Source organism: Candidatus Gastranaerophilales bacterium (assembly GCA_028693235.1).
Classification (GTDB): Bacteria; Cyanobacteriota; Vampirovibrionia; order Gastranaerophilales; family Gastranaerophilaceae; genus JAQUVW01.
In genome coordinates this window covers 24,995-50,875 of record JAQUVW010000003.1, presented here as the reverse complement: position 1 = coordinate 50,875, position 25,881 = coordinate 24,995, and the positions used below count along the sequence as shown (strand labels likewise).

Annotated in this window: 27 protein-coding genes; 16 read left to right on the top strand and 11 right to left on the bottom strand. The window is 33.5% G+C overall.

Annotated elements, in window-relative coordinates; genetic code table 11:
- Window positions 1-174: 174 nt before the first annotated feature.
- Window positions 175-801: a DedA family protein gene (locus tag PHV37_05700; protein MDD3237575.1), complete on the bottom strand. Its 627-nt coding sequence runs from the start codon at window positions 799-801 to the stop codon at window positions 175-177.
- 160 nt (window positions 802-961) lie between these two features.
- Between PHV37_05700 and PHV37_05695 the strand changes: the two genes are divergently transcribed.
- From PHV37_05695 to PHV37_05685, 3 genes are all read left to right on the top strand, one after another.
- Window positions 962-1,309, top strand: coding sequence for a hypothetical protein (locus PHV37_05695; GenBank protein ID MDD3237574.1), 348 nt, complete (start codon window positions 962-964; stop codon window positions 1,307-1,309).
- A gap of 64 nt (window positions 1,310-1,373) precedes the next feature.
- On the top strand, window positions 1,374-2,540 hold the full coding sequence (locus tag PHV37_05690; protein MDD3237573.1) for a tetratricopeptide repeat protein: 1,167 nt from the start codon (window positions 1,374-1,376) through the stop codon (window positions 2,538-2,540).
- Window positions 2,507-2,968: a YkgJ family cysteine cluster protein gene (locus PHV37_05685; GenBank protein MDD3237572.1), complete on the top strand. Its 462-nt coding sequence runs from the start codon at window positions 2,507-2,509 to the stop codon at window positions 2,966-2,968. Before PHV37_05690 ends, PHV37_05685 begins: the two co-directional genes overlap by 34 nt.
- A gap of 1 nt (window position 2,969) precedes the next feature.
- Here the strand turns inward: PHV37_05685 and folP are convergent, their stop codons facing one another.
- The gene (gene folP / locus PHV37_05680) at window positions 2,970-4,163 is read right to left on the bottom strand and encodes a dihydropteroate synthase (protein ID MDD3237571.1); all 1,194 of its coding nucleotides are present in this window, start codon (window positions 4,161-4,163) and stop codon (window positions 2,970-2,972) included.
- A 79-nt stretch (window positions 4,164-4,242) separates the two neighbouring features.
- Here folP and PHV37_05675 point away from each other — a divergent pair, with 79 nt between their 5' ends.
- Window positions 4,243-4,524, top strand: coding sequence for a hypothetical protein (locus tag PHV37_05675; protein ID MDD3237570.1), 282 nt, complete (start codon window positions 4,243-4,245; stop codon window positions 4,522-4,524).
- A 129-nt stretch (window positions 4,525-4,653) separates the two neighbouring features.
- Here PHV37_05675 and PHV37_05670 read toward each other — a convergent pair whose 3' ends face one another.
- Together PHV37_05670 and PHV37_05665 are read right to left on the bottom strand one after the other, a co-directional pair.
- Window positions 4,654-5,298 carry a hypothetical protein gene (locus PHV37_05670; GenBank protein ID MDD3237569.1) on the bottom strand — a complete coding sequence of 215 codons (645 nt, stop codon included), beginning with the start codon at window positions 5,296-5,298 and terminating at the stop codon, window positions 4,654-4,656.
- 163 nt (window positions 5,299-5,461) lie between these two features.
- The gene (locus tag PHV37_05665; protein MDD3237568.1) at window positions 5,462-6,349 is read right to left on the bottom strand and encodes a mechanosensitive ion channel family protein; all 888 of its coding nucleotides are present in this window, start codon (window positions 6,347-6,349) and stop codon (window positions 5,462-5,464) included.
- Window positions 6,350-6,501: 152 nt separating this feature from the next.
- Here PHV37_05665 and secA point away from each other — a divergent pair, with 152 nt between their 5' ends.
- The 5 genes from secA to rpsR all read left to right on the top strand — a co-directional run bounded on the left by secA (window position 6,502) and on the right by rpsR (window position 11,661).
- A complete protein-coding gene (gene secA, locus PHV37_05660; GenBank protein MDD3237567.1) occupies window positions 6,502-9,306 on the top strand; it encodes a preprotein translocase subunit SecA in 2,805 nt (934 codons plus the stop codon).
- A 2-nt stretch (window positions 9,307-9,308) separates the two neighbouring features.
- On the top strand, window positions 9,309-10,580 hold the full coding sequence (locus tag PHV37_05655) for a 3-deoxy-D-manno-octulosonic acid transferase (GenBank protein ID MDD3237566.1): 1,272 nt from the start codon (window positions 9,309-9,311) through the stop codon (window positions 10,578-10,580).
- 98 nt (window positions 10,581-10,678) lie between these two features.
- Window positions 10,679-10,972 (top strand): 30S ribosomal protein S6, encoded by a 294-nt coding sequence (rpsF, locus tag PHV37_05650; GenBank protein MDD3237565.1) that lies wholly within the window; start codon window positions 10,679-10,681, stop codon window positions 10,970-10,972.
- Between the two features lie 13 nt (window positions 10,973-10,985).
- A complete protein-coding gene (locus PHV37_05645) occupies window positions 10,986-11,381 on the top strand; it encodes a single-stranded DNA-binding protein (GenBank protein MDD3237564.1) in 396 nt (131 codons plus the stop codon).
- A gap of 46 nt (window positions 11,382-11,427) precedes the next feature.
- Window positions 11,428-11,661: a 30S ribosomal protein S18 gene (gene rpsR / locus PHV37_05640; protein MDD3237563.1), complete on the top strand. Its 234-nt coding sequence runs from the start codon at window positions 11,428-11,430 to the stop codon at window positions 11,659-11,661.
- A gap of 80 nt (window positions 11,662-11,741) precedes the next feature.
- On the opposite strand, the gene PHV37_05635 is transcribed toward rpsR, so the two are convergent.
- The 3 genes from PHV37_05635 to PHV37_05625 all read right to left on the bottom strand — a co-directional run bounded on the left by PHV37_05635 (window position 11,742) and on the right by PHV37_05625 (window position 13,852).
- Window positions 11,742-12,176 carry a GtrA family protein gene (locus PHV37_05635; GenBank protein MDD3237562.1) on the bottom strand — a complete coding sequence of 145 codons (435 nt, stop codon included), beginning with the start codon at window positions 12,174-12,176 and terminating at the stop codon, window positions 11,742-11,744.
- A gap of 139 nt (window positions 12,177-12,315) precedes the next feature.
- Window positions 12,316-13,188 (bottom strand): hypothetical protein, encoded by an 873-nt coding sequence (locus tag PHV37_05630; protein MDD3237561.1) that lies wholly within the window; start codon window positions 13,186-13,188, stop codon window positions 12,316-12,318.
- A gap of 70 nt (window positions 13,189-13,258) precedes the next feature.
- Entirely contained in the window at window positions 13,259-13,852 is a 594-nt protein-coding gene (locus PHV37_05625; GenBank protein MDD3237560.1) for a hypothetical protein, read from the bottom strand.
- Between the two features lie 109 nt (window positions 13,853-13,961).
- Between PHV37_05625 and PHV37_05620 the strand changes: the two genes are divergently transcribed.
- Entirely contained in the window at window positions 13,962-14,750 is a 789-nt protein-coding gene (locus PHV37_05620) for a glutamate ABC transporter substrate-binding protein (protein MDD3237559.1), read from the top strand.
- On the opposite strand, the gene PHV37_05615 is transcribed toward PHV37_05620, so the two are convergent.
- A complete protein-coding gene (locus PHV37_05615) occupies window positions 14,747-15,661 on the bottom strand; it encodes a hypothetical protein (protein MDD3237558.1) in 915 nt (304 codons plus the stop codon). The two genes, PHV37_05620 and PHV37_05615, sit on opposite strands and share 4 nt — an antisense overlap.
- 154 nt (window positions 15,662-15,815) lie before the next feature.
- Between PHV37_05615 and PHV37_05610 the strand changes: the two genes are divergently transcribed.
- The 5 genes from PHV37_05610 (at window position 15,816) to PHV37_05590 (ending at window position 19,781) form a co-directional block, all read left to right on the top strand.
- Window positions 15,816-16,415: a tetratricopeptide repeat protein gene (locus PHV37_05610; GenBank protein MDD3237557.1), complete on the top strand. Its 600-nt coding sequence runs from the start codon at window positions 15,816-15,818 to the stop codon at window positions 16,413-16,415.
- 63 nt (window positions 16,416-16,478) lie between these two features.
- The gene (gene bioB, locus PHV37_05605; protein ID MDD3237556.1) at window positions 16,479-17,399 is read left to right on the top strand and encodes a biotin synthase BioB; all 921 of its coding nucleotides are present in this window, start codon (window positions 16,479-16,481) and stop codon (window positions 17,397-17,399) included.
- Window positions 17,399-18,031 (top strand): Holliday junction branch migration protein RuvA, encoded by a 633-nt coding sequence (ruvA, locus tag PHV37_05600; GenBank protein ID MDD3237555.1) that lies wholly within the window; start codon window positions 17,399-17,401, stop codon window positions 18,029-18,031. The genes bioB and ruvA overlap by 1 nt, the downstream gene beginning before the upstream one ends.
- A 9-nt stretch (window positions 18,032-18,040) precedes the next feature.
- Window positions 18,041-19,486, top strand: coding sequence for a glycogen synthase (locus PHV37_05595; protein ID MDD3237554.1), 1,446 nt, complete (start codon window positions 18,041-18,043; stop codon window positions 19,484-19,486).
- Window positions 19,487-19,541: 55 nt separating this feature from the next.
- Window positions 19,542-19,781 (top strand): hypothetical protein, encoded by a 240-nt coding sequence (locus tag PHV37_05590; GenBank protein ID MDD3237553.1) that lies wholly within the window; start codon window positions 19,542-19,544, stop codon window positions 19,779-19,781.
- 38 nt (window positions 19,782-19,819) lie between these two features.
- Here PHV37_05590 and PHV37_05585 read toward each other — a convergent pair whose 3' ends face one another.
- Entirely contained in the window at window positions 19,820-22,813 is a 2,994-nt protein-coding gene (locus PHV37_05585; GenBank protein ID MDD3237552.1) for a DEAD/DEAH box helicase, read from the bottom strand.
- 196 nt (window positions 22,814-23,009) lie between these two features.
- Window positions 23,010-23,282 (bottom strand): hypothetical protein, encoded by a 273-nt coding sequence (locus PHV37_05580; protein MDD3237551.1) that lies wholly within the window; start codon window positions 23,280-23,282, stop codon window positions 23,010-23,012.
- 177 nt (window positions 23,283-23,459) lie between these two features.
- Between PHV37_05580 and uvrC the strand changes: the two genes are divergently transcribed.
- Complete coding sequence (gene uvrC / locus PHV37_05575) at window positions 23,460-25,292, top strand: excinuclease ABC subunit UvrC (GenBank protein ID MDD3237550.1); 1,833 nt, start codon at window positions 23,460-23,462, stop codon at window positions 25,290-25,292.
- On the opposite strand, the gene PHV37_05570 is transcribed toward uvrC, so the two are convergent.
- Entirely contained in the window at window positions 25,289-25,864 is a 576-nt protein-coding gene (locus PHV37_05570) for a hypothetical protein (GenBank protein ID MDD3237549.1), read from the bottom strand. The two genes, uvrC and PHV37_05570, sit on opposite strands and share 4 nt — an antisense overlap.
- Between the last annotated feature and the right edge of the window lie 17 nt (window positions 25,865-25,881).

The window sequence follows — 25,881 nt, the reverse complement described above, 5'->3', positions numbered from 1 at the left end:
TCTCTCCTATAATAAACAACGTTGATATAATAACGCTAACAAAAAATTTGTTGCTAGATTGTTTACAATTGTTTACTTTTTATTGGAGGACTCCCCAAACTAATGATGAATTATTGGTTATAAGTCGCTAATATAACGCTGCAACCTTTATCACAAATGTTTGAATAATATCTTTTATGACTCTTGCAAGTTTTTGAAGTGGTGCCATATATATAATACAAACAGAACCGCACATATTACAACGATTGCGATATCGAATTTGTGCCAAACAGCTTTAAGCATTTCGCTGTGCTCGCCGAGTTTTAATCCTGCAAAAACAAGTACATAGCTCCAAACCAATGAACCTAAGAATGTATATGTAAAAAATGTTCTTTTTCTTGCTCTTAAAATGCCCGCAGGAAGTGAGATAAAAGTTCTTATAACGGGAAGCATTCTGCAGAGGAAAAATGCTGGTTCTCCCCATTTGTCTGCCCATTTGTCTGCTATATCCAAGTCTTTTTTGCTGATTAAAAACCATTTGCCGTATTTTTCGATAAAAGGTCTTCCTCCGAAGTATCCGAGATAATATGAGGGTATGGAACCAATTACGCAACCTATTGCACCTGCAAAAGCAGCTGTATGAATTGTCATTATTCCTTTAGAAACTAAATAACCCGCAAAAGGTAATATTGCTTCGCTAGGGAGTGGTATGTTGCAAGATTCTATAGCCATTAAAAACGCAATTCCTGCAGGTCCGAAGTGACTTATCACATGTTCTATAAAAATGCCTAAAGTAGCAAGCATTGTATTAATATGTTCCATTTTTCTCCTCTTTCGTTCTCGATTTGTTTTTTAATAAAAACTATTCAATTCAATTCTACACTAAAAAGACGAAAATTGACCACATGGTCTATTTAAATACATCATTGGGTTTATGGATTTCTTGCAAAAATCAGTAATAATGTATATGTGAGGAGTAGAGATGCTAAACGGTATAAACAATAGTACAGATTTACAAAAACAGCAAGTTTCTCAAACAACCGGGATGGATAAAACCGGTATTCTCGGCAAAAGTAATCCTTTTGAGAAAATTGATAAGAATCTTCTTGTTGATGAGCTTGATATTTCGCAAAATGCTTTCAAGCTCTACGAAAAAGACTTGGATATTAAGAAGTTTACAAAGTTGGCTATTTCTGACCCTGAAAACAATTCTCATAACAGTCAGGTTGCAGAAAAAATTGCATCAGGTGATATTCAATTTGATGACAATGAAATTATCAATTCTTTGTTTAATAATAATAAATTCTTAAATGACTTAATCGGACAATAATGGAAGAGACTGAAAATAGTAGGCAGGGAGAACAAATTGTTCTTTCTCCTGAACATAAAAAAAATTGATAGCGGCAATTGCTCTTTTTGATAATGGTGATAATGCTGCAGCTTTAGCTTCTTTTTTAGAAATAGTGGAGGTCGCTAAAAACTCTCTGCCTTTTACTTGTATTGGTAATTGTTATAAAAAAATGGGCGATTTGCAAAAAGCAAAAGTCTATTATGAAAAAGCTATTGAGCTTCCCGTAACTACGCCCCACCCTTATATTGCTTTGGGGAATATGTATTATCAAGAAGGTGATGTCCATAAAGCAATTTTGCTTTGGACGGCTGCTAATACTTTGGTCGTTGACGATTCGTCTTTGCTCCTTAATCTTGCATCTGCTTATTCTAAATTAGAATTACGAATTCAAGCTGTTCAATATTACCAAAAAATAGTGACTTATTCTTCAAAAAAAACTTTTTCAATATATGAACAAATCCACTCAATGGTTTCAAAACTTAGAAATATTGCATCTAAAAATAATCAAATAGGTACTAGATACTACAATGCTAAGCATTATGACAAGGCTTTGGAGTGCTATTTAACTTCAATAAAAAATTATCCTTTGCAGCCCAAAATACAATATCTTGTCGGCAACATGCTTTTTATGATGAATGATTATCAAGGTTCTATCGATTGTTGGTCTGATGCTTATATTGTTTCGGATTTTAACCCTGTTTATATCGGTATGATGCCTTTAGCGTATGAAAAACTTAACAAACCAAGCTATGCTTATGCTTATTATTATACTTTGATGTCTAGTCAGTCGCAAACTGCATTGTCCCCCGAAATTATTAAACAGAAGCTTTTAAACCTCGGTGTTATTGTTTATACAAAAGATTCTAATTATTCTGATTATCATTTTAATCTGGCTAAAAAATATGAACAAGAGAGTAATTTTTTGATGGCAAATATTGAATATCAGCACTCCTTGGTTTTAACCAAATCAAATAAACAAAAAATCGAATCATGTTTAAAAAAAATGCACGACTTTTTACATCCTGAATTGAGAGTCATATCTTCTATGCAACTAATGGTTACCAAGCTGATGAAAGATTCAAATTATGATGCCGCTATAAATCTTTGTGATAAAATTTTGGGATATGCACAAGATAATACGCAAATTATCGCTGTTATCAGAAGAAAAAAAGATGAATGTTTACGATTATCAAAAATATCAAAAAAATAATCTATAAATATATACTAAAAAGAACCTATTACAGGCATGGAAAATGTGCATGTTGCGGCATTTGCTGCCAAAGAATATATGTTCGTCACAAAAAATCTGTTATTGATACAAAAGAAGAATTTGAAAAGCTAAAACATCTTCACCCGTTTTATACGTATTTGAACATTATTGATGAAGATGACTTGGGTCTGGTTTTTGAGTGCACTAAATTTGATAAAGAAAACAAAATTTGCACAATTCACGACAAAAGACCCGGGATTTGCAGAAGATACCCATCGGAGCAGATTTTTACAATGGGTGCGATTTTAGCCCCAGAGTGTGGCTATTCATTTTCTCCGATTGAGGAGTTTGATGAAGTCTTTGAAAATGTTATGAAAAAAGCATCTAAACAAAATAAAAAGACTATTAGTGCGGATAATTCAAAATAAATCAGAAAACCATTTTTAAAACATTTAAACAATTCTTATGCTTAGCTATTTCATGAGCTCTTATAATATTTGCTCCTTGCGAGAATAAGAACATATCAATGGCAATTGTCGCTTCGTCAAGTTCTTCGTTTGATATATTGAATTTTTTTGAGATGAATGATTTTCTTGAAATTCCCATTAAAATAGGGCAACCGATTGACGAAAATTCATTGATTCTTTTTATGATTTCATAGCTGTCATCGATGGATTTACCAAATCCGATGCCCGGGTCAATAATTATATTGGATTTATCTAAACCTTTTTCTATTAAGTCGTTAACTTTTTTATTTAGGTCAAAATAAATTTCCTCAACAATATCAACTGTCGCATTTTCGGTTTTTATGCTGCTTTGAGCCGGAACTTTGTTTGAATGCATAATTATAGTCGGTATATTATTTTGGCAAACATAATCTTTCAAATTAAGGTCATGTTCAAGAGCCGAAACATCGTTGACGATATCTGCACCTGCTTCTATAGACGCTTTAGCTGTTTCAAAATTTCTTGTATCGACACTGATTATGATATCTTTATCTATTGTCCTGATTGCTTTTATCGCAGGGATAACCCGTTTTGTTTCTTCTTCTTGAGTTATTTCCATAGCCCCCGGTTTGGTTGATTCGCCACCGATATCTATAATTTGAGCCCCATTCTTGATTAGTTTTAGAGCATGCTCCAAGGCTTTTTGTGGTGAATTGTAGCAGCCACCATCAGAAAATGAGTCAGGTGTAACATTCAGTATTCCCATAAGAATTGGTTCTGAAAAAGACAGTTCTCTGCTTCTTTTTAGCCTAATTGGAGTAAGAGTTTGCGTGAGCTTGTCTTTTAAAATTATTGACAATTCTTTTAGCCTAAAAGGTTGTAGTGCTAATTTCTTAATCAATTTATCCAATTGAGATTTTGTTGCATTCAATACGCAATCTGTCGTTTCGCATTTGCAAGTTATCGTATCTCGGCTCACTGCACAATCGAACCCTAATGACAAGCAGAGTTGTTTTAAGATATTAGCTTCAGCAGGTTTTAGTGAAAATATTTTAAAAGTATGATTTTGAAACTTTTTAGCTCCAACCTCAAGATATTCCTTATCATAATTGATTGATTTCAATTCAGAAGCTATATTATTTTTATTTGCGATTTTTACGTTAATATTTTTTTGCATAACGATTTTATTTTACCATATTTTTGTGTTTATATTATAATTAATAAATAAGATTAAAATTAATTTAAAGGAGAACAATATGACTGATACACTTAAATTGACAGCTGAAAAAAGAAATATGGATAAAAACCCTAGACAATTGAGAAGCGAAGGATTTTTGACAGGTACTATTTACGGAAAAGATATGGAATCTGTTTCTATCCAACTTAATGCAAGAGATTTTGCTAATACATACAAAAAAAATCCATCAGCAAAATTTGAAGTTGCAGTTGATAAAAAAACATACGCAACAGAAGTTGCAAATGTTCAAATGAATTATGCTACTTCTGAACAACTTAATGTTGAATTTAAAGCTGTATAGTTGATTTAATCTATATAAAAAAAGAGGGCAATGCTCTCTTTTTTTAGTGCTATTAATAATTATAAACAATAAAAAGGACTTCTAGTGAAGTCCTTTTTTACTTATTACTTATTATTTTAGAAACAATATTTAGCCGATAACATCTTGAACATCAGCTAAAGAAATTGCTTTGATAGCTTGTTGAGCAGATTGTTCAAATCTGTCAGCAACGCCGTTTTCATTTTTATCTTTCAATGCTGAGTGCATAGCTGTAGCACCAGAAACAACGGCAACACCGTTTACGATACCGTTAGCGGCAACTTCGCCAGTAGTTTTTGCAGTGTCACCAAGTCCGAATTTAGCAAATTTGTCATATCCGGAGAAAGCAGCTTTTTTAATATCGCCTACGCCTTTTTTTGCAAAATCGATTGCTTTAGCGATTTTTCCGTCGGGGTTAATTTTTGCAGCAATATCTTGAATGAATTTAGGAGCTTTTTTAGCGACATGTTCTTTAGAATTTGCTTTTTCTATAGTTTTAGTTATAGATTCTCCGATAGCGGGGAATAATTTCATACCTTTTTTAGCCAAGAAACCGGCAGTGATAGCACTTGTCAAACCTATGCCGACAATTGATAAAAAGTTTTTAGCTGCATTATTTTCTTGTTGAGGAACCACGTCCATAAAGTCTTTAAATTGACTAATAGAGTTTTTTGCACCTTCTTGGTCTTCCCAGTAGTTACCGCAGAAAGCTTGTGGTTTTAATGGTGTGCAATTATTAATTCCTGATACGTTCATTGTGTTACCCCACTTTTCAATTTACTTTACGCAATAGTAATAAGTGTCGTAAAGTAAAAAATTGCTATTTACAGATATTATTTTAATAAATATTTACAATTATGTAAACAGTTTTGTGAATTATTTTAAAGATTAGAAAATGCGGGCATCTAAGGACTTCAATTTATGAATTTTTATTAAGCTTGCTCATGTCCACTGATGATATTGTGAGATTTCTTTGCGGGAATGGAATTTCGATACCTATTTCATCAAATTTGTTTTTTATAAGTCGTTTAAATTCGTAACCGACTAGCCATTGAAACATTGGCTTAGTTTTTATCCTGTATTTGATATTTATGGCGTTGTCGCCAAAGGATTCAATACCGAATATTTGAATCGGCTCTAATATTTTGTCAGCTATATCTGGTTCTGTCATTAGATTTTCTTCAAATGTTTTTTGTAATGTTTCTATGACAAAATCCACTTTTTCTTTGTAGGCAACTCCGATTACCCCAATGCTGTATGAATAATCTCTTGTTAGATTGGTGACAATATCAATCATGCCGTTTCTTACGAAGTGAACTTTGCCTTCAAGGTCTCTTAAAACCACCATTTTGAGGTTCATTTTTTCGACAACACCGATTTTGTCAGTGATTTCAATTACGTCACCGACTCTGATTTGCCCTTCAAACAATATAATCATGCCGCTTATGATGTCTTCGATAAATCTTTTAGCACCGAAGCCTACTGCGATACCCAAAATCCCTGCCGCAGTAAGAAAAGGTCTGATATCAACGCCTAGTCGTGTCAAAAGAGCCATAAAAAACATTATGAATAAGAAAACATCAAGAATTGATTTTATAATCGTCATGACTGTGTGTATTTGCTTGATATGTTCTATATCTTGTGTTTTTGATAACAATTTGTTGGTAAATTTATCAACAATGATGTGGATAAGTTTTAAAATTGCTAAAAATATTATAACTCTAATTATTATTATAGATGGCGGTGAAAAAATAACTGCTTTGTAATCAAATGAAGTTAAATAATTTATAAAATTAAAATTTTGCATAATTTCTCCTTCTTCTTAATTATGCGAAAAGCATGTTTAGCTTGCAAGGATTAATTGTTAATTAATTATTAATTTTTTATTTATGTGGTAAAATTTGTGCGAGAATATTATTGCCCGTTTTTTGGGGTATTAGACTGGGGAAATACACAATTATGATAAATTTGTTACTTAAATTGCTAGGCGATCCTAATGAGAAAAAAGTTAAAAAAGTCATGCCTACAATTGACCATATAAATGCTTTAGAGCCTGAGTTTTCAGTTTTATCAGATGATGAATTAAAAGCTAAAACACAAGAATTTAAAGAAATCCTTTCAAAAAGAGAAACATCAGAAGATAAAAAGAAAGATAAAGCATTAGAAAAAGAAGCTTTAGACAAGATTTTGCCGGAAGCTTTTGCGACTGTCCGAGAGGCAGGTAAAAGAGTTCTGAATATGAGGCATTTCGACGTCCAACTTATTGGTGGTATTTTCTTGCACGAAGGTCATATTGCAGAGATGAGAACCGGTGAAGGTAAAACATTGGTTGCTACGTTGCCGGCTTATTTGAATGCTTTGACCGGTAAAGGTGTGCATATCGTTACCGTCAATGATTATTTAGCAAAACGTGACTCGGAGTGGATGGGACGTATTTTTAAATTTTTAGGCTTGACCGTCGGAGTTGTCATGGCTGACAGGTCGGATTTTGATTTTGAAAAGAAAAAAGCAGCATACGCATGCGATATTACATATGGTACAAATAACGAATTCGGTTTTGATTATTTGCGTGATAATATGTCAGGCAGTATTGAACAGCAAGTTCAAAGACCTGTTAATTATGCCATAATCGATGAAGTCGACAGTATCTTAATTGATGAAGCCAGAACGCCGTTGATAATCAGTGGGCGTTTGGAAAAGTCAGCTGAATTATATAGAACTATGGCAAAAATTGCTCCGTTGTTGAAAAAAGATGCGGACTATGAAGTTGATGAGAAAAACAAAAACGTTATCTTGACAGAAGAAGGTATTGATAAGGCTCAAGAGCTATTAAATATTGAAGATTTGTTTGACGTACATAATCAATACGCACATCATTTGTTGCAAGCTTTAAAGGCAAAGGAATTGTATGTCCCGGATACTGATTATGTTGTTAAAAACGGCGAAGTCCTTATAGTTGATGAGTTTACAGGACGTATAATGGAAGGGCGTAGATGGTCTGATGGATTGCATCAAGCTATTGAGGCTAAAGAAAATCTGCAAATTCAAGATGAAACTCAAACCTTGGCTAGTATTACATTCCAAAATTTGTTCAGATTGTACCCTAAATTATCCGGTATGACTGGTACAGCGATGACGGAAGAAGCTGAATTCGGCAAAATCTATAATTTGGAAGTTACAACTATTCCTACAAATAAAAAAGATATAAGAAAAAATCTTCCTGATGTTATTTATAAGTCAGAAAAACAAAAATATATCTCTGTTGTTGACGAAATAATTGAGATGAATAAGCTTGGACGTCCGGTTCTTGTTGGTACTGTCAGTATCGAAAAATCTGAGTTAATTTCTCACCTTTTGATAAAAAAAGGCATAAAACATAATATATTGAATGCAAAACACCATGAAAAGGAAGCGTCTATTATTGCTCAAGCAGGGCGTGTAGGTGCTGTTACGATTGCTACAAATATGGCAGGGCGTGGTACAGATATTCTTTTGGGTGGTAATTCTGAATTTTTGGCTAAGGAAAAGCTTGAAGAAATGAAAATTTCTCAGGATAATCCTGATTACGAAGCAATAAAAGAAAAAGTGTTAGAAGAAGCAAGAAAAATTACAGAAACTGAACATAAAAAAGTTGTTGAGATTGGTGGTTTGCACGTAATCGGTACTGAAAGGCATGAGTCCCGAAGAATTGATAACCAATTACGTGGTCGTGCTGCTCGTCAAGGAGACCCGGGTTCTACTCGATTTTTCTTGTCTTTAGAAGATAATTTGATGCGTATTTTTGGTGGTCAACATGTTATAAGTCTTATGGATTCTTTGAATGTTGAAGATGATATGGCGATAGAATCACCTTTGATTACAAGACAAATTCAAAGCTCTCAAAAGAAAGTTGAAACTTACCACTTTGACATCAGAAAACATGTCCTTGAATACGACGACGTCATGAATGTTCAGCGTGAAAAATTTTACAGCCAACGTAGAAAGGTTTTAGCCGGAGGAAATCTTTCAGTTGATATCGCTTATATGATTGAGTGTGAAGTCGATAGAATTCTAAAAAGTTATATAGCTCCAGGTATGAATCCGGAAGAATATGTCTTTGAAGATATGCAAGGCATGGTTAGAGAGCTTCATTCTATGATGCCTCAGTTATCCTATGTCGATGTAAAAGATGTTCAAGGTCTAAGATATGAAGATATTTTTGATAAAATCAAAGAATTTGCTATTGAGGCATATCGTGAACAAGAAGTCAAAACCGTCGATTTTTATAATGAAATCCTTTCTCAATATGAGCCAAACAATGAAAAACAAGTGGCTTTTTCTACGGATAACGTTATGCGTAATGTCGAAAGAGATTTGTTGTTGAGAATTATTGATAATAAATGGATTGATCACTTGCATAATATTGATATGCTTAGAGATGGTATAGGGCTAAGAGCATACGGGCAAAAAGACCCGCTTATTGAATATAAAAAGGAAGCCTATGATTTGTTTAATAAAATGATGTTTGAAATTCAAAGTGAAACAGTAAGACATTTGTTCAGAACAAAATTCGGCGTTCAAATAATAAATCAAAATGATGAAGAAGTTATAGAAACAGATTTGTCACGAGCTGCAGAAAGTTTTTCTTATAATGAAGAAGATGATAGTGACCTAGAGGAAAATCATACTCCTGTTACTCGTGAAAAAATTGGAAGAAACGATTTGTGTCCATGTGGAAGTGGAAAAAAATATAAAAAGTGTTGTGGATTAAAAAAACAGGATTAGTTATGTATTTTTTGTACAATTTAATTTTACCTATTATTGCTGGGCTTTGCTCACCTATTATTTTGATAGCATTTTTTGTGCAACCAAAATTTAGGGCAGGTTTTTTAAAGAAGCTTGGAGCGTATAGCTTGTATGGTATTTCAGAAGAAAAGCAAAAGAACGAAAATTCGATAGTTTTTCATGCTGTTTCAGTTGGAGAAGTCAATGCAATTGAAACATTAGTAAAAAAATATCGAGTTGTACACCCTGATTCTACTATTATTTTGACAACTACAACCAAGACAGGGCAAGAGGTTGCACATAAAAAGTTGGAAAAAATTGTGGATAAAATCACATATTTCCCATACGATTTTTCATTTAGTGTTAATTCTTTTTTTAATACTTATAATCCGAAAAATATAGTCATAGCAGAAACAGAAATCTGGCCATGTTTTGTTCATAACGCTCATAAAAAAAGTATTAATGTATATATCGCAAACGGAAGGATTTCGCCTAATTCATATAAAGGTTATCGCAAATTCCGTTTTTTGTTCAAAAATATTTTGTCAAATTATGCTCAATTGTTGATGCAATCGCCTTCTGATGCTCAACGAATTATTGATATCGGAGCGGACTCTTCAAAAGTAAAAGTCATGGGCAACTTGAAATATGATATCCATCCTACCTTGTCGGCTGCTGAAGTTACTCGTTTGGCTTATGGGCTTAATCTTTCCGGTCAACGTATTTTTGTTGCGGCAAGTACCCATTCCGGAGAGGATGAAATCGCTATTTCTGCATTCATAAAGGCGAAAGAAAAATATCAAGACCTTAAATTGCTCATAGCCCCTCGACACCCTCAGAGATATGCTCAAGTTGAAGAATTGCTAAAAAATACAAATTTAAAATACGGAAAACGTTCTGAAGACGCCAAGTTCTCAGATTGCGATATTATCATGCTTGATACAATGGGCGAGCTTTCTAATTTCTTCTCGCTTGCTCATCTCGCTTTTATCGGTGGAAGCTTCTCTAAAACGGGTGGTCATAACCCGTTGGAAGCAAATATATGGGGAAAACCTGTTATATCAGGTCCTAATGTCTTTAATTTTAAAGATGTTTATAAACTTTTAATAAATATGGGTGCTGCAAAAATTGTCTACACTCAAAAAGAATTGGCAGATGAACTTGTTTCAATGCTGGAAAATCGAGATAAATATTTAACAGCATGCAATGCTGCTTCAAATATATTCGATACAAATAGAGGTGCGGTCGATTTTGTTATAAACGAAGTTAAATAGTTTCATTTTATGAAGTATGAAAATTTCTTTGTTTGTATTAAAATATTGTTCGTGATAACATCTTTTTTACAGATATATTAAAACTCAAGGAGAAAACATTGAAAACTTACGAATTATTATCAATTATCAAACCAAACATTGATTCTGATGAAGCTGATAAAATTATCGCAAAAATTGAAGAATCAGTGAACGGCTATACAGGTAATGTTGTTGAAACAGAAAAAATGGGTAGAAAAAAATTAAGCTATGATATCCAAAACTTCAGAGATGGCTATTTTGTTACTCAAAAAATGCAATTGCCTGAAGATAAAGTCGCTGATTTTAAAAGAAACTTGAAATTGAACGAAAATATTCTTAGAACTATGTTCGTTGAAGTTTCTAAAGTAAAATAAGTTAGGAGACAAAATGTCACTTTCAAAAGCTGTATTATCAGGTATTATTTTTAGAGGTCCTGAAAAAAGATTTACATCAAACAATATTCCAATTGCGTATTTCACATTGAATATTGATGAAAAAGATGAAACTTTGGTCAGAGTTTTTGCAAAGGGTAATCTCGCTGAATTGGTTGAAAATACGCTTGCTAAAGGCGATAAGGTTGTTGTTGACGGCAAACTTCAAAACTCTACAATACAGCAAGATGACGGTAGCGAAAGAAAAATTGTCGAAATAGACTTATCAAGCTTTGAAAAAGTGGGTGGCGGTTCTGCTACTAAAGCAAAACCTGCAAAAGATGAAATTGTAAAATTTGCTGATGAAGAATTTTCTGATGACTTAATCGGTGAAGAAGAAATTCCATTCTAAATTAAATTTTAAGAGTAATAACTAAATAAAGAAAAAGGAAATTATAATGGCAAGAGAACAGCTAGACAAAAAGAAACGTAAAAATTGTAGCTTCTGTGCAGACAAAGCAGAAATCATTGATTACAAAGATGCACAAAAATTAAAAAAATATTTAACAGAAGCAGGTAAAATTCTTCCAAGAAGAATTACAGGAAACTGTGCTGAACATCAAAGAATGTTAGCTAGAGCAGTTAAAAAAGCAAGAGAAGCTTCTTTGCTTTGCTACGTTTTTGATAACTAGAACTTGCTGATTTAACAATATTTAAAAAGAGAACCTGATTGGTTCTCTTTTTGTTATGAAATAATATATTAATACATTTTTTAATAAATTCCAAATAATTTTTCGCCGAAAACGATTGTTTTGTTCAGAATGAAAGAAAGAGAGCCAAGAGGCAATAGCAGTATTGCACCCATTAAATAAACATTAATGTGGTGTGTCACGCCAATGTGAATAAGGCAGATGTTTAGTGTTGCTATAATTGAATATACAAGTGCAAATTTTAGAATTAAACGTGTATCGCACCTATTAAAGACATACCTGCCAATGGTGTTAAAATTGAACATAACAGATAAGATTGTGCCAAGGATTACTGCACATTGATAGTGCAAACCCAAAAATATCAATAGGGAAAAAACGCTGTAGCCGAAGATTGTATTAAGCACTCCTATTTTTGCAAATTTGAGGAGTTTAACCTCAATCATAGCCTTTAAGCTAAAAGAAAGCATTGAGAAAACAGTGTCTATTGACGAAGTCATGCTCTTTGACTTCTTTGAAATTAGTCTTAAACTTATGTGTGTGCGTGGCTTTTCTCTTGTAATCACCAAACTTCTCTCCATGAATTATGCAATTATTATAATATATGATTGCACAAATTCAATGCTATTATCCATTAGGTTAATTTAAAATTCTAACTCCACTTCCTGTTCCTGTATTTCTGTTGTATAGCCTGTATCCACGGTTAGATTGGGTATAATCGCTGAAACCTGCGGGGATACCGCCTGCCCAAAAATTTGCGGAAGAATTATTGTAATTATTTCCGTAATATTGAGGTAAATATGGAGAAGAACAATATCCGTATGTATCGTCATAAAGCTGTGGCGTGAAGCCAGTTATGACGCCGGGGGAGATTATTGATAATAAGTTTCTGAGAAAGCTGCCTTTGTTACTTGTTTGAATGTAAGGGTTGTTGTTTCTGTAGGCATTTGTGTTGATGTTATTACCCTCGTAGGGGAAGGCGTTATAGTGTTTTGCTGCAGTTGCTACTGTTTCATACCTTTCTTTAAGGTTGCCGTCTTGTATTGCACCGAGCATTTCTTTTTCCATTCTGATTATTCGGGATTCTGTGTCTTCATTTTGGTATGTTTTCCCAAATAGTTTGATTTCGATTTGAGATAGTTTTTGAGTCGGAATGTTGTACATTATTGATGGGTCTAGTTGTGAGGTTATCCTATCCATTCTTTCTGACAAGTTTGAAGTTGTATCAGCTCTTCTGTAGAGTTTAAATTCAATCCTGTTTAGGCGTTGATAGATGTCTTCATTTGCATAGCAGGTATTAAAAAGAGCTTTTTCAATCTGGTCAATTTTAGGGTAGTTTCCGTTATCCTGTATGTATTCATTAGATGAGTCATTGGTGTCTGAATAATCCCCGTAATATGGTGCTTGTTGTTGCGGAATTTGTGAAAACGGCTGAAAAGTTTTCACCTCTCTAGAATCTGCAAATCCCTGAAATAGGAGTGTCGTCAATGCTAAACAAATAAATTTTCTCATAATATAATTCCTCTGCTACTCATAAGCAGATTAAATTAATTTAAAAGAAATACCATTCGACAAATGATTATTAATCTATATTCTTTAATACGTAAAGAGAGGTGTTGACCGATGAGAGTAGTCTATCAAGGTATCTTTGAATATTTGATGGTGCATAGACTGCACCTGATGAGGAGTATGGCAAATATTTGTTGTAGACTTGTCCTTCAGTTCTTAGTACTGCAACGTTTCTAGCTTCATCAGAGAGGTTCAATAACGTTTTGTATGAAATATAATTTGCTTCAGGTTTATTTTTGTAGGTTTCTTGCATTAAAGATATATGGTCGATTAAATTGCTTACAATTGCGTTGAATTTTTGAATATCTTGCTTGTTTTCTAAGCAATTTTGTAATTTTTCAAGTATTTGTATAATATCGTTGGTGTCGTTTGCATATTGGGAAGATTTATCTTTTTTAACAATAATCTCAATGTAAGATTTGTTATCTCTGGGGATTTTTTTGAGTTCTGCATCAGTGTCATTGTCCCGTGGAGTAAATGGCGGACTTGATACTTGAGGGGTTGTTTTTTTGTATTCAAAATCACCTTCGATATTTGGTAGATTTCCAACATATCCTGCACCTGTTGTGAAAATTAATATAAATAAAATCGGAAAAATTCTTCTCATACCAAGATTATAACTATTTAAAAAATAAAGTCATCAAATAAATCGTGTAAATTCTTTTCTTTATTTATTTCTTTGAGCGTGATTTAATACCAATATCAAGGAGAAATTTATGTTTAAGTTTAATAGATTAGCTATGATATTTTTAGCCATTGTCTTTATGGTTACAGGTTGTTCAAAGTTTGAAAAGGAAACAGATGTTTATCAAAATATTTTGCAAAGAGATAAGATTATAATTGGCACGCAGTTTGAAGCAAAACCTTTCGGGTATATTACGCCAAAAGGTGCTTTGCAAGGTGCTGATGTTGATATAGCAAGAGAACTGGCAAAAAGATTACTAGGTAGTTCAAAAAAGATAGAGTTCAGACAAGTTACGCCGGCTAATAGAATTCAAGCTATTACAACAGGTGATGTTGATGTGGTTATTGCGACTATGTCTATAACCCCGCAAAGAAAGATGATAGTTGATTTTTCTAATCCTTATTATGTAGCAGGTCAGGCTGTATTGGTTCCAAAAAACAGTTCAATTTCAACCATTAAAGATTTAAACGGCAAGAAAGTCATCGTTATATTGGGAACAACAGGCGAGAAAAATTTAAGGTTCTTTGCTCCATCTGCAATTGCTCAAGGCTATAGAAATTATGATGAAGCCTTTAAGGCATTCAAAGCAGGCAAAGGCGATGCGTTGACTACAGATGATTCATTGCTTGTTGGTTTTATTATGGACAATCCTAATTATAAAATATTACAATCAAGAATGACGCAAGAGCCATACGGTATTGCTTTTAAAAATTCAGAAGACACATTAGCGTTAAAAACTAATCTTAATAGAGTTTTGAATGACATGAATCATGACGGTACATTGAGCAAAATTAAACATAAATGGAACTTGCCTAATTAGCCTAGAGAGCCGATATCTTGGAGCACATCTTGGAATCTGTCGCATAATACTTCCGCTAATTTTTCAGGGTCAAGTTGCGTAACAACTACTGCCATCAAGTCTTCTGGTAATTCGCTTACCATTTCAACCAAGTCCTCTTGTTCAAGAACAGATGTTGTTTTGACAAGTTCAGGTTTTTCGAGTTGTTTAAGCGGGAACATTAAAGCGTCTTTAGAAAATTCGCAGAATAAATCTGGATGTTTTTCGGTTAAAGCCAAGATTATTTGAGATTTATGCTTTCTGTCCATTGATTGAATAGCTTTTTTAAATTTTTGCGGAGATAATGACTGCAAAGTTTTTCCGACTTCTTTAGCATCAGGAGCTGAATTCGGATTTTGAGGTTGTCCTGTTATATTTTCCATAAGACCTTGTAATGCGTCAGGCTCGAGGTTTTGGACCTCTTTAATTATCTCATTTTTATCTAATTTTGATGATTCAAAGAAGTAGTTTATTTCTCTTTCCGGAATCATTTTTAAGAATTTTTTGGGTGAAAATTTAGAGAATAAACATTTTGAAATTTTTTCTTTAGGAAGCTCGTACATCAAATTTACGAGTTTATCTTTTGTAAAGTAGTTCAATCCTGTTACGAGGTCTTTTTTGTCCATGAACTGCATTAAATATTTCAAATCTTCTTGACTCATATTTCTCAAAATTTTAAATCGATTTCTAGGGCTCATCAATTTAAACACTTTTACAAGAGCTTTAGGGTCTTTGAGAACTTTTAAGTCAAAATTAGAAGCTGCAGAGTTGCCGTTAGCAGCTTCTGCTTCCATAATATCATCGATGGATTTTAAGCCATACTGGTTTATCCTTTGAGTTCCGACATCAAAGTACTTTGCAAGATATGACAAATCAATATCGAGATAAATCATGGTACCAATACTTTTCCTTAGCGCTATATATAATAATAAACGTATTTTAGCAGTGATTATTGAAGAAATTCTCGATTTTGCAATAAATATTTACATAACATTCATATTTAAAACAAAGGTGGCAATTAAAATCGAGTTTAGCTATAATATTGCCATGAAGAAATTGTTGTTAATCTTAAATATTTTCGTTTGTTTAACATTTTGTAGCAATTCTGCGTTTGCAGAAGATAATGAGGTAGCTATACAAACTCCGGTGGACAGAGAGGCAATTATAGCTCTTTATAACGCTAATAAATTGCAAGAAGCATACCAGTTAATTGCAACAATCCCTGAATCTGATAGGGACGCTGAGATGTGGTTCTTGCTTGCAAATATTACTCAAGACTATGACAAAGAAATGGATTCTGTTTTTCTTCTTCAAAAAGCGATTGAAGTGGAACCTACTTTTTATAAGGCATATTACAATTTAGGCTTGATATACTTGAAGGACAATAAGACGGTTTCTGCTATTCAAAATTTTCAGCAGGCTGTAAAATACAAGAAAGACTTTGCTTACGGTTATTACAATTTAGGTTGTGCATATCTCAAAGATTCTGAATTCAAATCTGCGAAATCCAATTTTATAAAGGCTATTCAGCTAAAAAATGATGAACCCGATTTCTTTTATAATTTAGCCCTTACTTATAAAAAAATGAATAAGAATAAGCAGGCGTCAAAAACTTTGGCTATTTATAATTCAATGATTAAGGGATAAATCTTTATTTTGAGTTATTTTTGTTATATCCTCTATTTGAATACAAGAATAGAAAGTTTTTAAATGTCTGAAAAATTTACAGCTGATGAGCTATTAAGATTATATTATTTGCCTTTAGATGAGCTACTTGATAAGGCTGCTGAACATCTTTCAAATAACGTTGAATTTTGTTCATTAATTAGTGCGAGAACAGGTAAGTGCTCGCAAAATTGTAAATATTGTGCACAAAGTTCACATTACAATACTGATATTGAAACAAATCCGTTGGTGACTGAAGAAGATGTCTTGAAAACAGCAGTTGAAGCAAGAAAAAATAAAGCGACAAGATTTGCTGTTGTAACATCCGGTAAACGTCCAAACGAGGAGGATTTTCCTCATATTTTAAAAATGATTAAACTTATTAATTCTATTGAAGGGCTTACGAGTTGTGCGTCAATTGGTATAATTACGGAAGAACAAGCGAAAGCATTGGCTGAAGCCGGACTTAACCGTTTCCATCACAATATAAATACCTGCCGTTCTTATTATTCTGATGTTTGTACTACTCATACATATCAGGACAGAATTGATACGATAAAACTTGTTAAAAAATATGGCATGGAACTTTGTTGTGGTGTTATTTTGGGAATGGGCGAGTCTATTCTTCAACGTATCGAGATGGCAATGGAGCTTGCGGAAATTGAGCCCGATTCTATTCCTGTAAATGTTCTTTGTCCTATAAAAAATACCCCGTTTGAGTCTTATATAGATAAAATCGACGAAGAGCATGTTTTAAGGACTATGGCTATATTTAAAATTGCAGTTCCTAATGCTATAATAAGATTTGCAGGCGGAAGAAAATTGCGATTGACTCCTGAAACACAAAAAATTGCTCTACAACATTGTGTAGAAGGAATGATAATGGGCAATATGCTCACTACTATCGGTATAGAGCCTTATGAAGATATTGAAACCGTTACAGAACTCGGGAAAAATATAAAATAATGTATGATTATATAAAAGGATTGTTGATATCCAAACAAACGCAGTCATACCGTGGCTCAAACGCAGTTGTTGAGGCTAATGGTGTGGGGTATCTTTTGTTGGTTACTCCTCAAACCATACAAAAATTACCTGATATTGATTCTAATGTCAAAATATTCATCTCTCTTATTCATCGGGAAGACTCAATGTCTTTGTGTGGATTTTTGACAAAAGAGGAAAGAGATATTTTTAATATTCTTCAATCAGTATCTGGCGTTGGAGTTAAATTGTCCTTGTTGCTTCTTGATGAGTTTCCTGTTTCAGAACTTATAAATGTCGTTGTGAAATCAGATTACAAAGAGCTTTCAAGGGCTAAGGGCGTTGGTCCTAAACTTGCTCAAAAAATTATTCTTGAGCTCAAAGATAAACTGATAAATTGGTCAAATGTCACCCCAGTACCCGTTGATGATGTTTCAGAAAATACCAATCTTTCAGCTGATTGCATTTCCGAAGCACAAAGTGTACTCTTGTCATTGGGTTATACAATAAATGAAGCCAAAGCTGCGATAAAAGCTGTTGTTTCATCAATAAAAATGCCAAAGGATTCAGAAGAGGTCTTGAGGTATGCTTTAGAGTTTTTGGCTCAACAATAGGATGTTTATATGAAGATATTATTTGCGTCTTTTGAGGTTGCTCCTTATATGAAAGTCGGTGGACTTGCAGATGTAATGGGTAGTTTGCCTTCTTTTATCGAGAAATTAGGTCATCAAGTGGCGATATTTGCACCTTTTATCGGCTCAATTGATTGCCAAAAGTATAAAATTACTGATGTCCCTAATTCTAAAATCAGGCTGAAATTCGGTATAAGTGAATATTTTTTCACATTAAAAATGGCAAAAGTAAAAGATACAAATATTAATATCTTTTTTATAGATAATAAAAAATATTTTTCTTGTTTTGACAAGGTTTATCCCTCTTGCATTGATGACAGATACGAGCAAGAACGTTTTATCGTATTTTCAAGGGCAGTTTTGGAATATGCTAAGCTTTTAAATTTTAAACCATCTGTACTCCATTGCAATGACTGGCATACGTCAATGATTCCGGTGTATTTGAAATCGACTTTTAAAAATGATGATTTCTATAAAAATACAAAAACAGTTTTGTCTATACACAATTTGGCTTATCAGGGTCGTTATTTTGAAGATATTCTTGATTTTGCGGGTATTGATAAACAAGATGTCTTTAATTCAGACGGGGTTGAACACTTTGGTTCTGTAATCTGGCTCAAAGGTGCTATCAACTACACAGACAAGATAATTGCTGTTTCGCCAAGATATTCTAAGGAAATAATGACACCTGAGTATGGAGAAGGTCTGGATTGGGCTTTGAAAAAGAATAAAGATAAAGTTGTTGGGATTTTGAACGGAGTTGATTATTCTGTCTTTAATCCGGAAACTGACCCCTATGTTGATTATCATTATTCGCCATCAAATATGCAAGCTAAATTGAAAAATAAAAAGGAGATATTAAATTATTTCGGACTCCCTTTTAACGAAGATAGACCGCTTATCGGAATTGTTTCTCGTTTGGTTGAGCAAAAAGGTTTCGATTTATTTGAACCAATTGAGTCAGAATTAAAAAATGTGCAAGCCGATATTGTAATTTTGGGTACAGGTGATAAAAAATATGAAGACTTTTTGGCAAAACTGGCGTCAGAATGTTCAAATATAAAAGTCTGTCTTGAATACAAGGTTGATATTGGGCAAAAAATCTATGCAGGTGCAGATATGTTTTTGATGCCCTCAAGGTTTGAACCCTGTGGCTTGAGCCAGCTAATTGCCCTCAAATACGGTACAATTCCTATTGTGAGAGCGACAGGAGGTCTTGATGATACGATTGTCGGCTATCCGTTAGATAATTCAAATGGCTTCAAGTTTTGGCGTTACGAAGCTTTCGACATGCTTGAGGCAATTCAATGTGCAATAAATACATTCCATTACAAGCATACATGGTCTGCGATGATGAATTCCGCAATGCACTACCAATACAGCTGGGATAAAAGTGCAGTAGAGTATTCAAATCTATATAATGATGTAACTTGTTAATATAAGTTAGTGAAACAATCTTGAAAAATTGACATATATGGGATAAAAAACTATAATGGTAGTAATAGATTTTCTAGGAGAAAATATGCTACTTAATTATTATGTTAGTAAAAAGATTAATGAAATTGGCTTTCATTCGGTTCATTCTGAAAAATGTGATTATTTGCCATTACCGCATAATATGCTTTTTTTAGGTTGTTTCGAATCATGTCATGATGCTATTAAAAAGGCATCAACTTATTATGACAAAGTAGATGGTTGTGAATCTTGTTGTGCACTTTGTCATTGCAAATAGTTATTTTATATTAAAAAAAGCTAAAAACAGATATTTATTTAAGCACTTAAAGTAAATATTTTGTAAATTTCTTCATCAGTAAGTTCTGTTATAGTCTTTTCGCCTTCAAATACTGCAAGATTTACAAGTTCTTTCTTTTGCTTAATCATTTCGTCGATTTTTTCTTCAAAAGTGCCGAGTGTCACCAATCTGTGAACCATAACGTTTTTATCCTGTCCGATACGGTAGCTTCTGTCTGTAGCTTGGTCTTCTACAGCAGGGTTCCACCACAAATCGTAGTGGATAACGTTTGTCGCAGTGGTCAAGTTTAACCCTGTGCCACCTGCTTTTAGTGATAAAATCATAACTTTTGCTTCTTCATCTTCGTCAAATCGAGTCAATAGAGCTTCTCTTTGAGACGGATTTAAAGAGCCGTGGAAGAAGAGTGGTTCCGTGTTCAATTCTTTTTGAATTATATCACAAAGGATTGTGCCCATTTCTTTGTATTGAGTAAATACAATGGTTTTTTCATCGTTATCCATTATTGAGCCTAATAACGAAATGAATTTTTCACATTTTCCTGAGTTATCTTTAGTCATTTCACCGTTTTTCAAGTATTGATAAGGGTGATTACAGATTTGTTTTAGGGCGGTAATCAGTTTGAAAATCATACCACGACGGTTTATGCCTTTTATTGTTGAAATTTGTCCCATCAGGTCGTTGAGGGTTTTTTCATATAGAGCTGCTTGGGATTTTGATAGATAGCAGTAGTCATCAATAACCATTTTTTCAGGCAAATCGTTAATGATTGTTTTATCTGTTTTTAATCTTCTCAAAACGAAAGGTGAAATTGATAATTTCAATTTGTCAGCTCTTGAAACCTGCTTAAATCGTTCAATTGGCGTTGCATAGCTCTTTTGGAAGTCTTTTATTGAGCCTAAATAGCCTTTGTTGATGAAGTCGAAAATACTCCACAATTCTGTCAATTTGTTTTCAACAGGAGTACCGGTCATTGCAATTTTGATATCTGATTTTAACGATTTGACAGCCAAGGTTTGCGACGTATCAGGGTTTTTGATATTTTGAGCTTCGTCGACGATAAGCATGCTCCAGTTAGTTTTTTTGATTTCTTCGATATCAATTCTCAAGATGGCGAAAGTTGTAATAATGATGTCAGCTTTTGTGTCGAGTTTTCTGTCCAAACCGTGGTAAACACTGACTTTTAAAGATGGGGCAAACATTCCGAGCTCTTTTCTCCAGTTGCCGAGTAAGGTTGTAGGACAAATTACCAAAGCCGGTTGTTTAAGTTTATTTTCTTCTTTTAGTTTCAAAATTAGTGTTATAACTTGAATTGTTTTTCCAAGTCCCATATCGTCAGCCATACAAGAGCCAAAGCCTTTTGTTGTGTTGGTGTAGAGCCATTTTAGCCCATTTTCTTGGTAAGGTCTTAGTGTTCCGATTAAAGAAGTTGGAACAGTGACTTCTTTGACTTTTGTAATATCTTTGATAATGTTCGCAAAAGCTTCATCATAATCGAATTCATATTCGTTAAGCTGCCCGGAAAAGGCAGAGTGGAGCATTTGCATTTTTGTGATTTTGTCGATTTTTGGGTGTTTAAGCTTGTCAATCAAGGCTTGATTTTCAGCAGGGTCAACGAGAATATATACGTTTTTGTAGCAAACAAGCCCGTTTGCATCTTTTGTAAGTTTTTCGAATTCTTCGACAGAAATTTTTTCGTCCCCAATGGCGACTTGATATTCGAAGTCAAAAATACTTGAAAGGCTTATGCTTGAGTTTGTTCCGTTCAAAATTTCGTAGACTTCAGATTCTCTTGAAGCTTTAATTTTTGCGTTTATAGAGGCTCTAGGCACGATAATGTTGTCGAGATTATCAGGAAGATTAACGACAATGCCTGCTTTGGTTAAGTAATAAGAAATGTGAGCAATAATTTTGTAGACATCATTTAAAGTCAATTTCATTTTGAGATTAGATTCATCTTCAAACATTTTTTCAAGTTCGGGGAAGTATCTCAAAGCGTAATTAATTTGTTTTTCAACCATGCTGACAACATAAGCCCCGTTGAGCTCGAAGATTGTATCCATATTGTACATGTCAGCAAGCTGAATAGGCTCGAAATTTGCTTTTTTAGAGGTTGCTTTGATTGAGATAGTGAGCTCAAAATTGTCTTCTGATATTTTTTTGATATCCAATTGCGGAGCAATTTCGTATTTACCGATATATATTTCGTCAAGCCATTCGCTGATAGCCATTCCGATGTCATTTGAGCGAACGTAGCGTTTGTTATTTAACGGCTTTGTAAAATATTGAGCGGCTTTAAGTTCTTTAAATTTAGAAATTTTGATATGTAAAAATTTAAAAACAATGTAGTTCAAATAGCTATCAATTAAAGCATCTATGGCATTTTTCTTATCAGCGTAAGCGTCAAAATTCAAGGAATACATAGCGTGCATGGAATCTTGCAGTGCTTCTGTTACAGAAAAAAGTTCGTATTTTAAAGTAAAGAAGTTGTCTGTAAACATAACTTTTGGCAAGAAATACAATTTTTGCACAGCTTTTAGAATAAATTGAGTAAGCTTGTTTATAGCGGCAAAAGAGGCAGTTAGGGCATCATTGTCTATAACTGTATCAAAGTTAGTGAAATATTCCCAAATAATATCGATAGGAACTTTGTAGCCTTCTTTTTCTACGAGTTGCCCGTCTTCTTCAATTTTTATAGTTGTTGAGCTGAAACGATATAGAGAGCCTTTTGATTTCAAATAGAAATCAAAGTTATTCATAGGGTAGACGAAAACTTCAGGCTTAGGACCGTCCAGTAAAAATTTGAAATCCGTAGCTCTTAGAATTGTGTTAGCTTGGTTAAAAGTTGCTTCAAATTCATCTTCAAAGATTTGATAGAGAGTGCTGAGAGTAAGTCGAAAGTCTTTTTTCTCTAGTCCGACAGGGTTTTCTGTTAGGTTTTGAAAAAGGTCATCAATGTTATTTTTTTTAAATGAAAACGAAAAGTCTTTATTAATTTCTTTATTGTTAGTCATATAAACCGGTTTCTAGTGCTTCGAATGATATCAGTTACAAGCACATCTCTGGTGTATGATTATAACAAAAAAGTAAAAAATTTGCGAATATAAAAAAACGGAGTTAAAGAAAATGCAAATAAAAGACAGCAATCGATATGATTACTGTCTTTAGACGTGTAGATGTTTTTGTTTGCGGGAAGTATTGACCAAAAAATCAGTCAATAAATTGAGTTTTAATTTCAGGTTTTTCGTTGTAGTTGGAAATAAAGTGATGATAGCGTTCCATTCTTAGTTTTAGCCAACTTAGCATTGTGTCCGAACCGTAGACTTCAATAATTCTGGTTCTGTCGACATTTCGGTTGACCCTATTGTATGCCTCATCAATGTAAGTTTGGCATTTGCAGTTCAATTCTTCGACGATGTCATAAAGCGTTTTAAGCCATGCCGCCTGAACTTCCTGTTCATTCACCTTGTACTCAAGTATCATTTTTATTTCCTTTTGTTATTAATTGCAGAAACTAATTTATGAAAAACGATAGCCAAAGAAGAGCCAATCTTACAGTTTTTTAATTGCCATCTTATTGTGCTTTCTAAACCTTTAAAAATTTGTTCATTAATTAATGTAAACTTTCTTAATACGAAAAAATGGTGTAAAATGTATGTTATGAAAGACTTGACAGAGCAATTAAAGATTTTACCTGAGTCCCCGGGTTCTTATCAGTATTTTGATAAGGAAGGGACTGTTATTTATGTCGGAAAAGCAAAAAATTTAAAAAAGCGTGTTGCGAGTTATTTTGTGAATCGAAAACACACATCAGAAAAATTGAGGGTTTTAGTTCCCAAGATTGTAAAAATCGAGTTTATTATAACAAATTCCGAAATCGAGGCTTTGATTTTAGAATCTCATTTGATAAAAAAATACAAACCGAGATACAACGTGCTTTTAAAAGATGACAAAAAATTCCCTTATTTTGTTGTTACAAATGAAGATTACCCGAGGATTGTTGTTGCGAGAAAAGGTAATAGAAATCCTGTGAAAGGTAAATATTTCGGACCTTATACCAATAGCAGAGCTATGTATGCAACGTTAGATTTGCTAAAAAAATTATTCCCGCTGAAGCAATGTAAAACTCCAAAGTTTAGAGATAGACCTTGCATATATTATAATATCGGAAGGTGCATGGCTCCTTGTCAAAAGCTTATTTCGCCTGAGGAATATCAAAAATTAATAAAAAATGTAGAATTGTTTTTATCAGGAAAACAATCAGAGCTTGTCGAGGCACTCAAAAAACAAATGGATTATTTCGCATCACGTGAGGAATTTGAAAAAGCAGCGAGGTACCGTGACAGCTATTTTGATGTTCAGAGGACGATTGAAAAACAGCGTGTTGTTTATGAAAATACATCAGTTAATCAAGATGTTATTGAAATATCAAAGGAGTCTAATATTTGTGCCCTTTCACTGGTGCAGATTAGGGATGGCAGATTGATTGATAAAAAAGATTTCGAGCTTTATGTTTCAGACTATGACAGCGATGCGGAGCTGTTGATGACTTTTATAAAAGAATATTACGAGCTGGTCAGTGATTTTGATATTCCGAATGAAATTATTATAGCTCCAGAGTTTACGCCTGAGGACAAAGAGCTTTACGAGTCTTGGCTATCTTCACGCCGGAGTGGTAAAAAAGTCAGAATTAATTTTTCAAAATCGAAGAGAAATGACGATATCTTGGAATTAGCAAAAAAGAATGCAGATTATTATTTGAAAAAGTTGCAGATTGATTCTTTAACAAAAATACAAAATGACTATAATGAAGTTGGTGCTTATGTCCAAGAAAAGCTGAATTTGAGCGTTTTCCCTTATAAGGTTGAATGTTTTGATATTTCTCACATTCAAGGTACAAATACAGTTGCTTCAATGGTTGTATTTGAAAACGGTTTCCCTAAAAAATCAGAGTATAAGAGATTTAAGATAAAATCTGTTGATAAACCTGATGATTTTCAATCGATGCGAGAAGTCGTCAGCAGGCGATACGGACGCCTGAAAGCTCAAAGTGATAAATTCCCCGACTTAATCATAATAGATGGCGGGAAAGGGCAACTATCGAGTGCTAAATCGATATTAGATGAACTTGGCTGTGAAAATCAGAATATAGTTTCGCTTGCCAAGAGAATTGAAGAAGTTTTTATTCCGAATAAAACAAAACCTATACTTTTTCCTTTAAATTCAGGTGCTTTGTACTTTTTTCAGCGAATAAGAGATGAGGCACACAGGTTTGCTATTACATATCATAGGACCTTGCGTGGCAAAGCTGCAGTTCAATCAGAGCTTGATAATATCAAAGGGCTTTTTGAAAAAAATAAAAAATTATTAATTGAAAAATATAAAGATGTTAAAGCGATTAAAAAGCTTCCAGTGCAAGAGTTGATGTTGCTTTTGAAAAAATCGCAAGGTCAAAAGGTTTATGATTATTTTCATAAATCGAAATCTGATTAAAATTTATTTTTCCTGAATAAAAGCCAATAGCAACTATTTGAATAATAAAATTTTATAATGACGTAGTTACCTTCTTCCAAAACATCTATATAAGAGTCAGGGGGAGGCATTCTGCCGGAATCACGTTTGTTTTTAAAAAAACATTTTTGTAAATTTTGAGCAATGGTTTTACTTTTTGTAAGTTTTGGTTTCGGAACTTGATATTGGTAGAAACCGACATCTGTGATAGTTTTTTTTACGACAGGGACGATGAATTTTACTTTGCCGTTGTCTTTGAAAAGCACGTAATCTTTGTCTTTTAGGTTTCTTGGTGTCAAAAGATAGTATCCTGGCTCGATAGTCAAGCTTTTGAAATATAAGGTTGAACTGGTTCTAAATAAAGGATAAGGCGACCAAGTGTATTTCATATATTCTTGGTCTTGATAGGGGTCAACATCATGCATAAACTCAGTGTCAAAAAGCTGTGCGTTGTAATATAACTCATCATAATTTGGAGCTTCGGCTGCAGTTGAGTATCCCGAAAAGGCTATCGTGACGATTATTAAGGCTAAAAAATATTTAAAATTCTTCATAATTATATAATAATACA

Bases quoted from the DNA above. Each gene is read 5' to 3' on its own strand.
- PHV37_05700 (MDD3237575.1), bottom strand. From the start codon at position 801: ATGGAACATATTAATACAATGCTTGCTACTTTAGGCATTTTTATAGAA.
- PHV37_05695 (MDD3237574.1), top strand. From the start codon at position 962: ATGCTAAACGGTATAAACAATAGTACAGATTTACAAAAACAGCAAGTT.
- PHV37_05685 (MDD3237572.1), top strand. From the start codon at position 2,507: ATGTTTACGATTATCAAAAATATCAAAAAAATAATCTATAAATATATA.
- folP (MDD3237571.1), bottom strand. From the start codon at position 4,163: ATGCAAAAAAATATTAACGTAAAAATCGCAAATAAAAATAATATAGCT.
- PHV37_05675 (MDD3237570.1), top strand. From the start codon at position 4,243: ATGACTGATACACTTAAATTGACAGCTGAAAAAAGAAATATGGATAAA.
- PHV37_05670 (MDD3237569.1), bottom strand. From the start codon at position 5,298: ATGAACGTATCAGGAATTAATAATTGCACACCATTAAAACCACAAGCT.
- PHV37_05665 (MDD3237568.1), bottom strand. From the start codon at position 6,349: ATGCAAAATTTTAATTTTATAAATTATTTAACTTCATTTGATTACAAA.
- secA (MDD3237567.1), top strand. From the start codon at position 6,502: ATGATAAATTTGTTACTTAAATTGCTAGGCGATCCTAATGAGAAAAAA.
- PHV37_05655 (MDD3237566.1), top strand. From the start codon at position 9,309: ATGTATTTTTTGTACAATTTAATTTTACCTATTATTGCTGGGCTTTGC.
- PHV37_05645 (MDD3237564.1), top strand. From the start codon at position 10,986: ATGTCACTTTCAAAAGCTGTATTATCAGGTATTATTTTTAGAGGTCCT.
- rpsR (MDD3237563.1), top strand. From the start codon at position 11,428: ATGGCAAGAGAACAGCTAGACAAAAAGAAACGTAAAAATTGTAGCTTC.
- PHV37_05635 (MDD3237562.1), bottom strand. From the start codon at position 12,176: ATGACTTCGTCAATAGACACTGTTTTCTCAATGCTTTCTTTTAGCTTA.
- PHV37_05630 (MDD3237561.1), bottom strand. From the start codon at position 13,188: ATGAGAAAATTTATTTGTTTAGCATTGACGACACTCCTATTTCAGGGA.
- PHV37_05625 (MDD3237560.1), bottom strand. From the start codon at position 13,852: ATGAGAAGAATTTTTCCGATTTTATTTATATTAATTTTCACAACAGGT.
- PHV37_05620 (MDD3237559.1), top strand. From the start codon at position 13,962: ATGTTTAAGTTTAATAGATTAGCTATGATATTTTTAGCCATTGTCTTT.
- PHV37_05615 (MDD3237558.1), bottom strand. From the start codon at position 15,661: ATGATTTATCTCGATATTGATTTGTCATATCTTGCAAAGTACTTTGAT.
- PHV37_05610 (MDD3237557.1), top strand. From the start codon at position 15,816: ATGAAGAAATTGTTGTTAATCTTAAATATTTTCGTTTGTTTAACATTT.
- bioB (MDD3237556.1), top strand. From the start codon at position 16,479: ATGTCTGAAAAATTTACAGCTGATGAGCTATTAAGATTATATTATTTG.
- ruvA (MDD3237555.1), top strand. From the start codon at position 17,399: ATGTATGATTATATAAAAGGATTGTTGATATCCAAACAAACGCAGTCA.
- PHV37_05595 (MDD3237554.1), top strand. From the start codon at position 18,041: ATGAAGATATTATTTGCGTCTTTTGAGGTTGCTCCTTATATGAAAGTC.
- PHV37_05590 (MDD3237553.1), top strand. From the start codon at position 19,542: ATGGTAGTAATAGATTTTCTAGGAGAAAATATGCTACTTAATTATTAT.
- PHV37_05585 (MDD3237552.1), bottom strand. From the start codon at position 22,813: ATGACTAACAATAAAGAAATTAATAAAGACTTTTCGTTTTCATTTAAA.
- PHV37_05580 (MDD3237551.1), bottom strand. From the start codon at position 23,282: ATGATACTTGAGTACAAGGTGAATGAACAGGAAGTTCAGGCGGCATGG.
- uvrC (MDD3237550.1), top strand. From the start codon at position 23,460: ATGAAAGACTTGACAGAGCAATTAAAGATTTTACCTGAGTCCCCGGGT.
- PHV37_05570 (MDD3237549.1), bottom strand. From the start codon at position 25,864: ATGAAGAATTTTAAATATTTTTTAGCCTTAATAATCGTCACGATAGCC.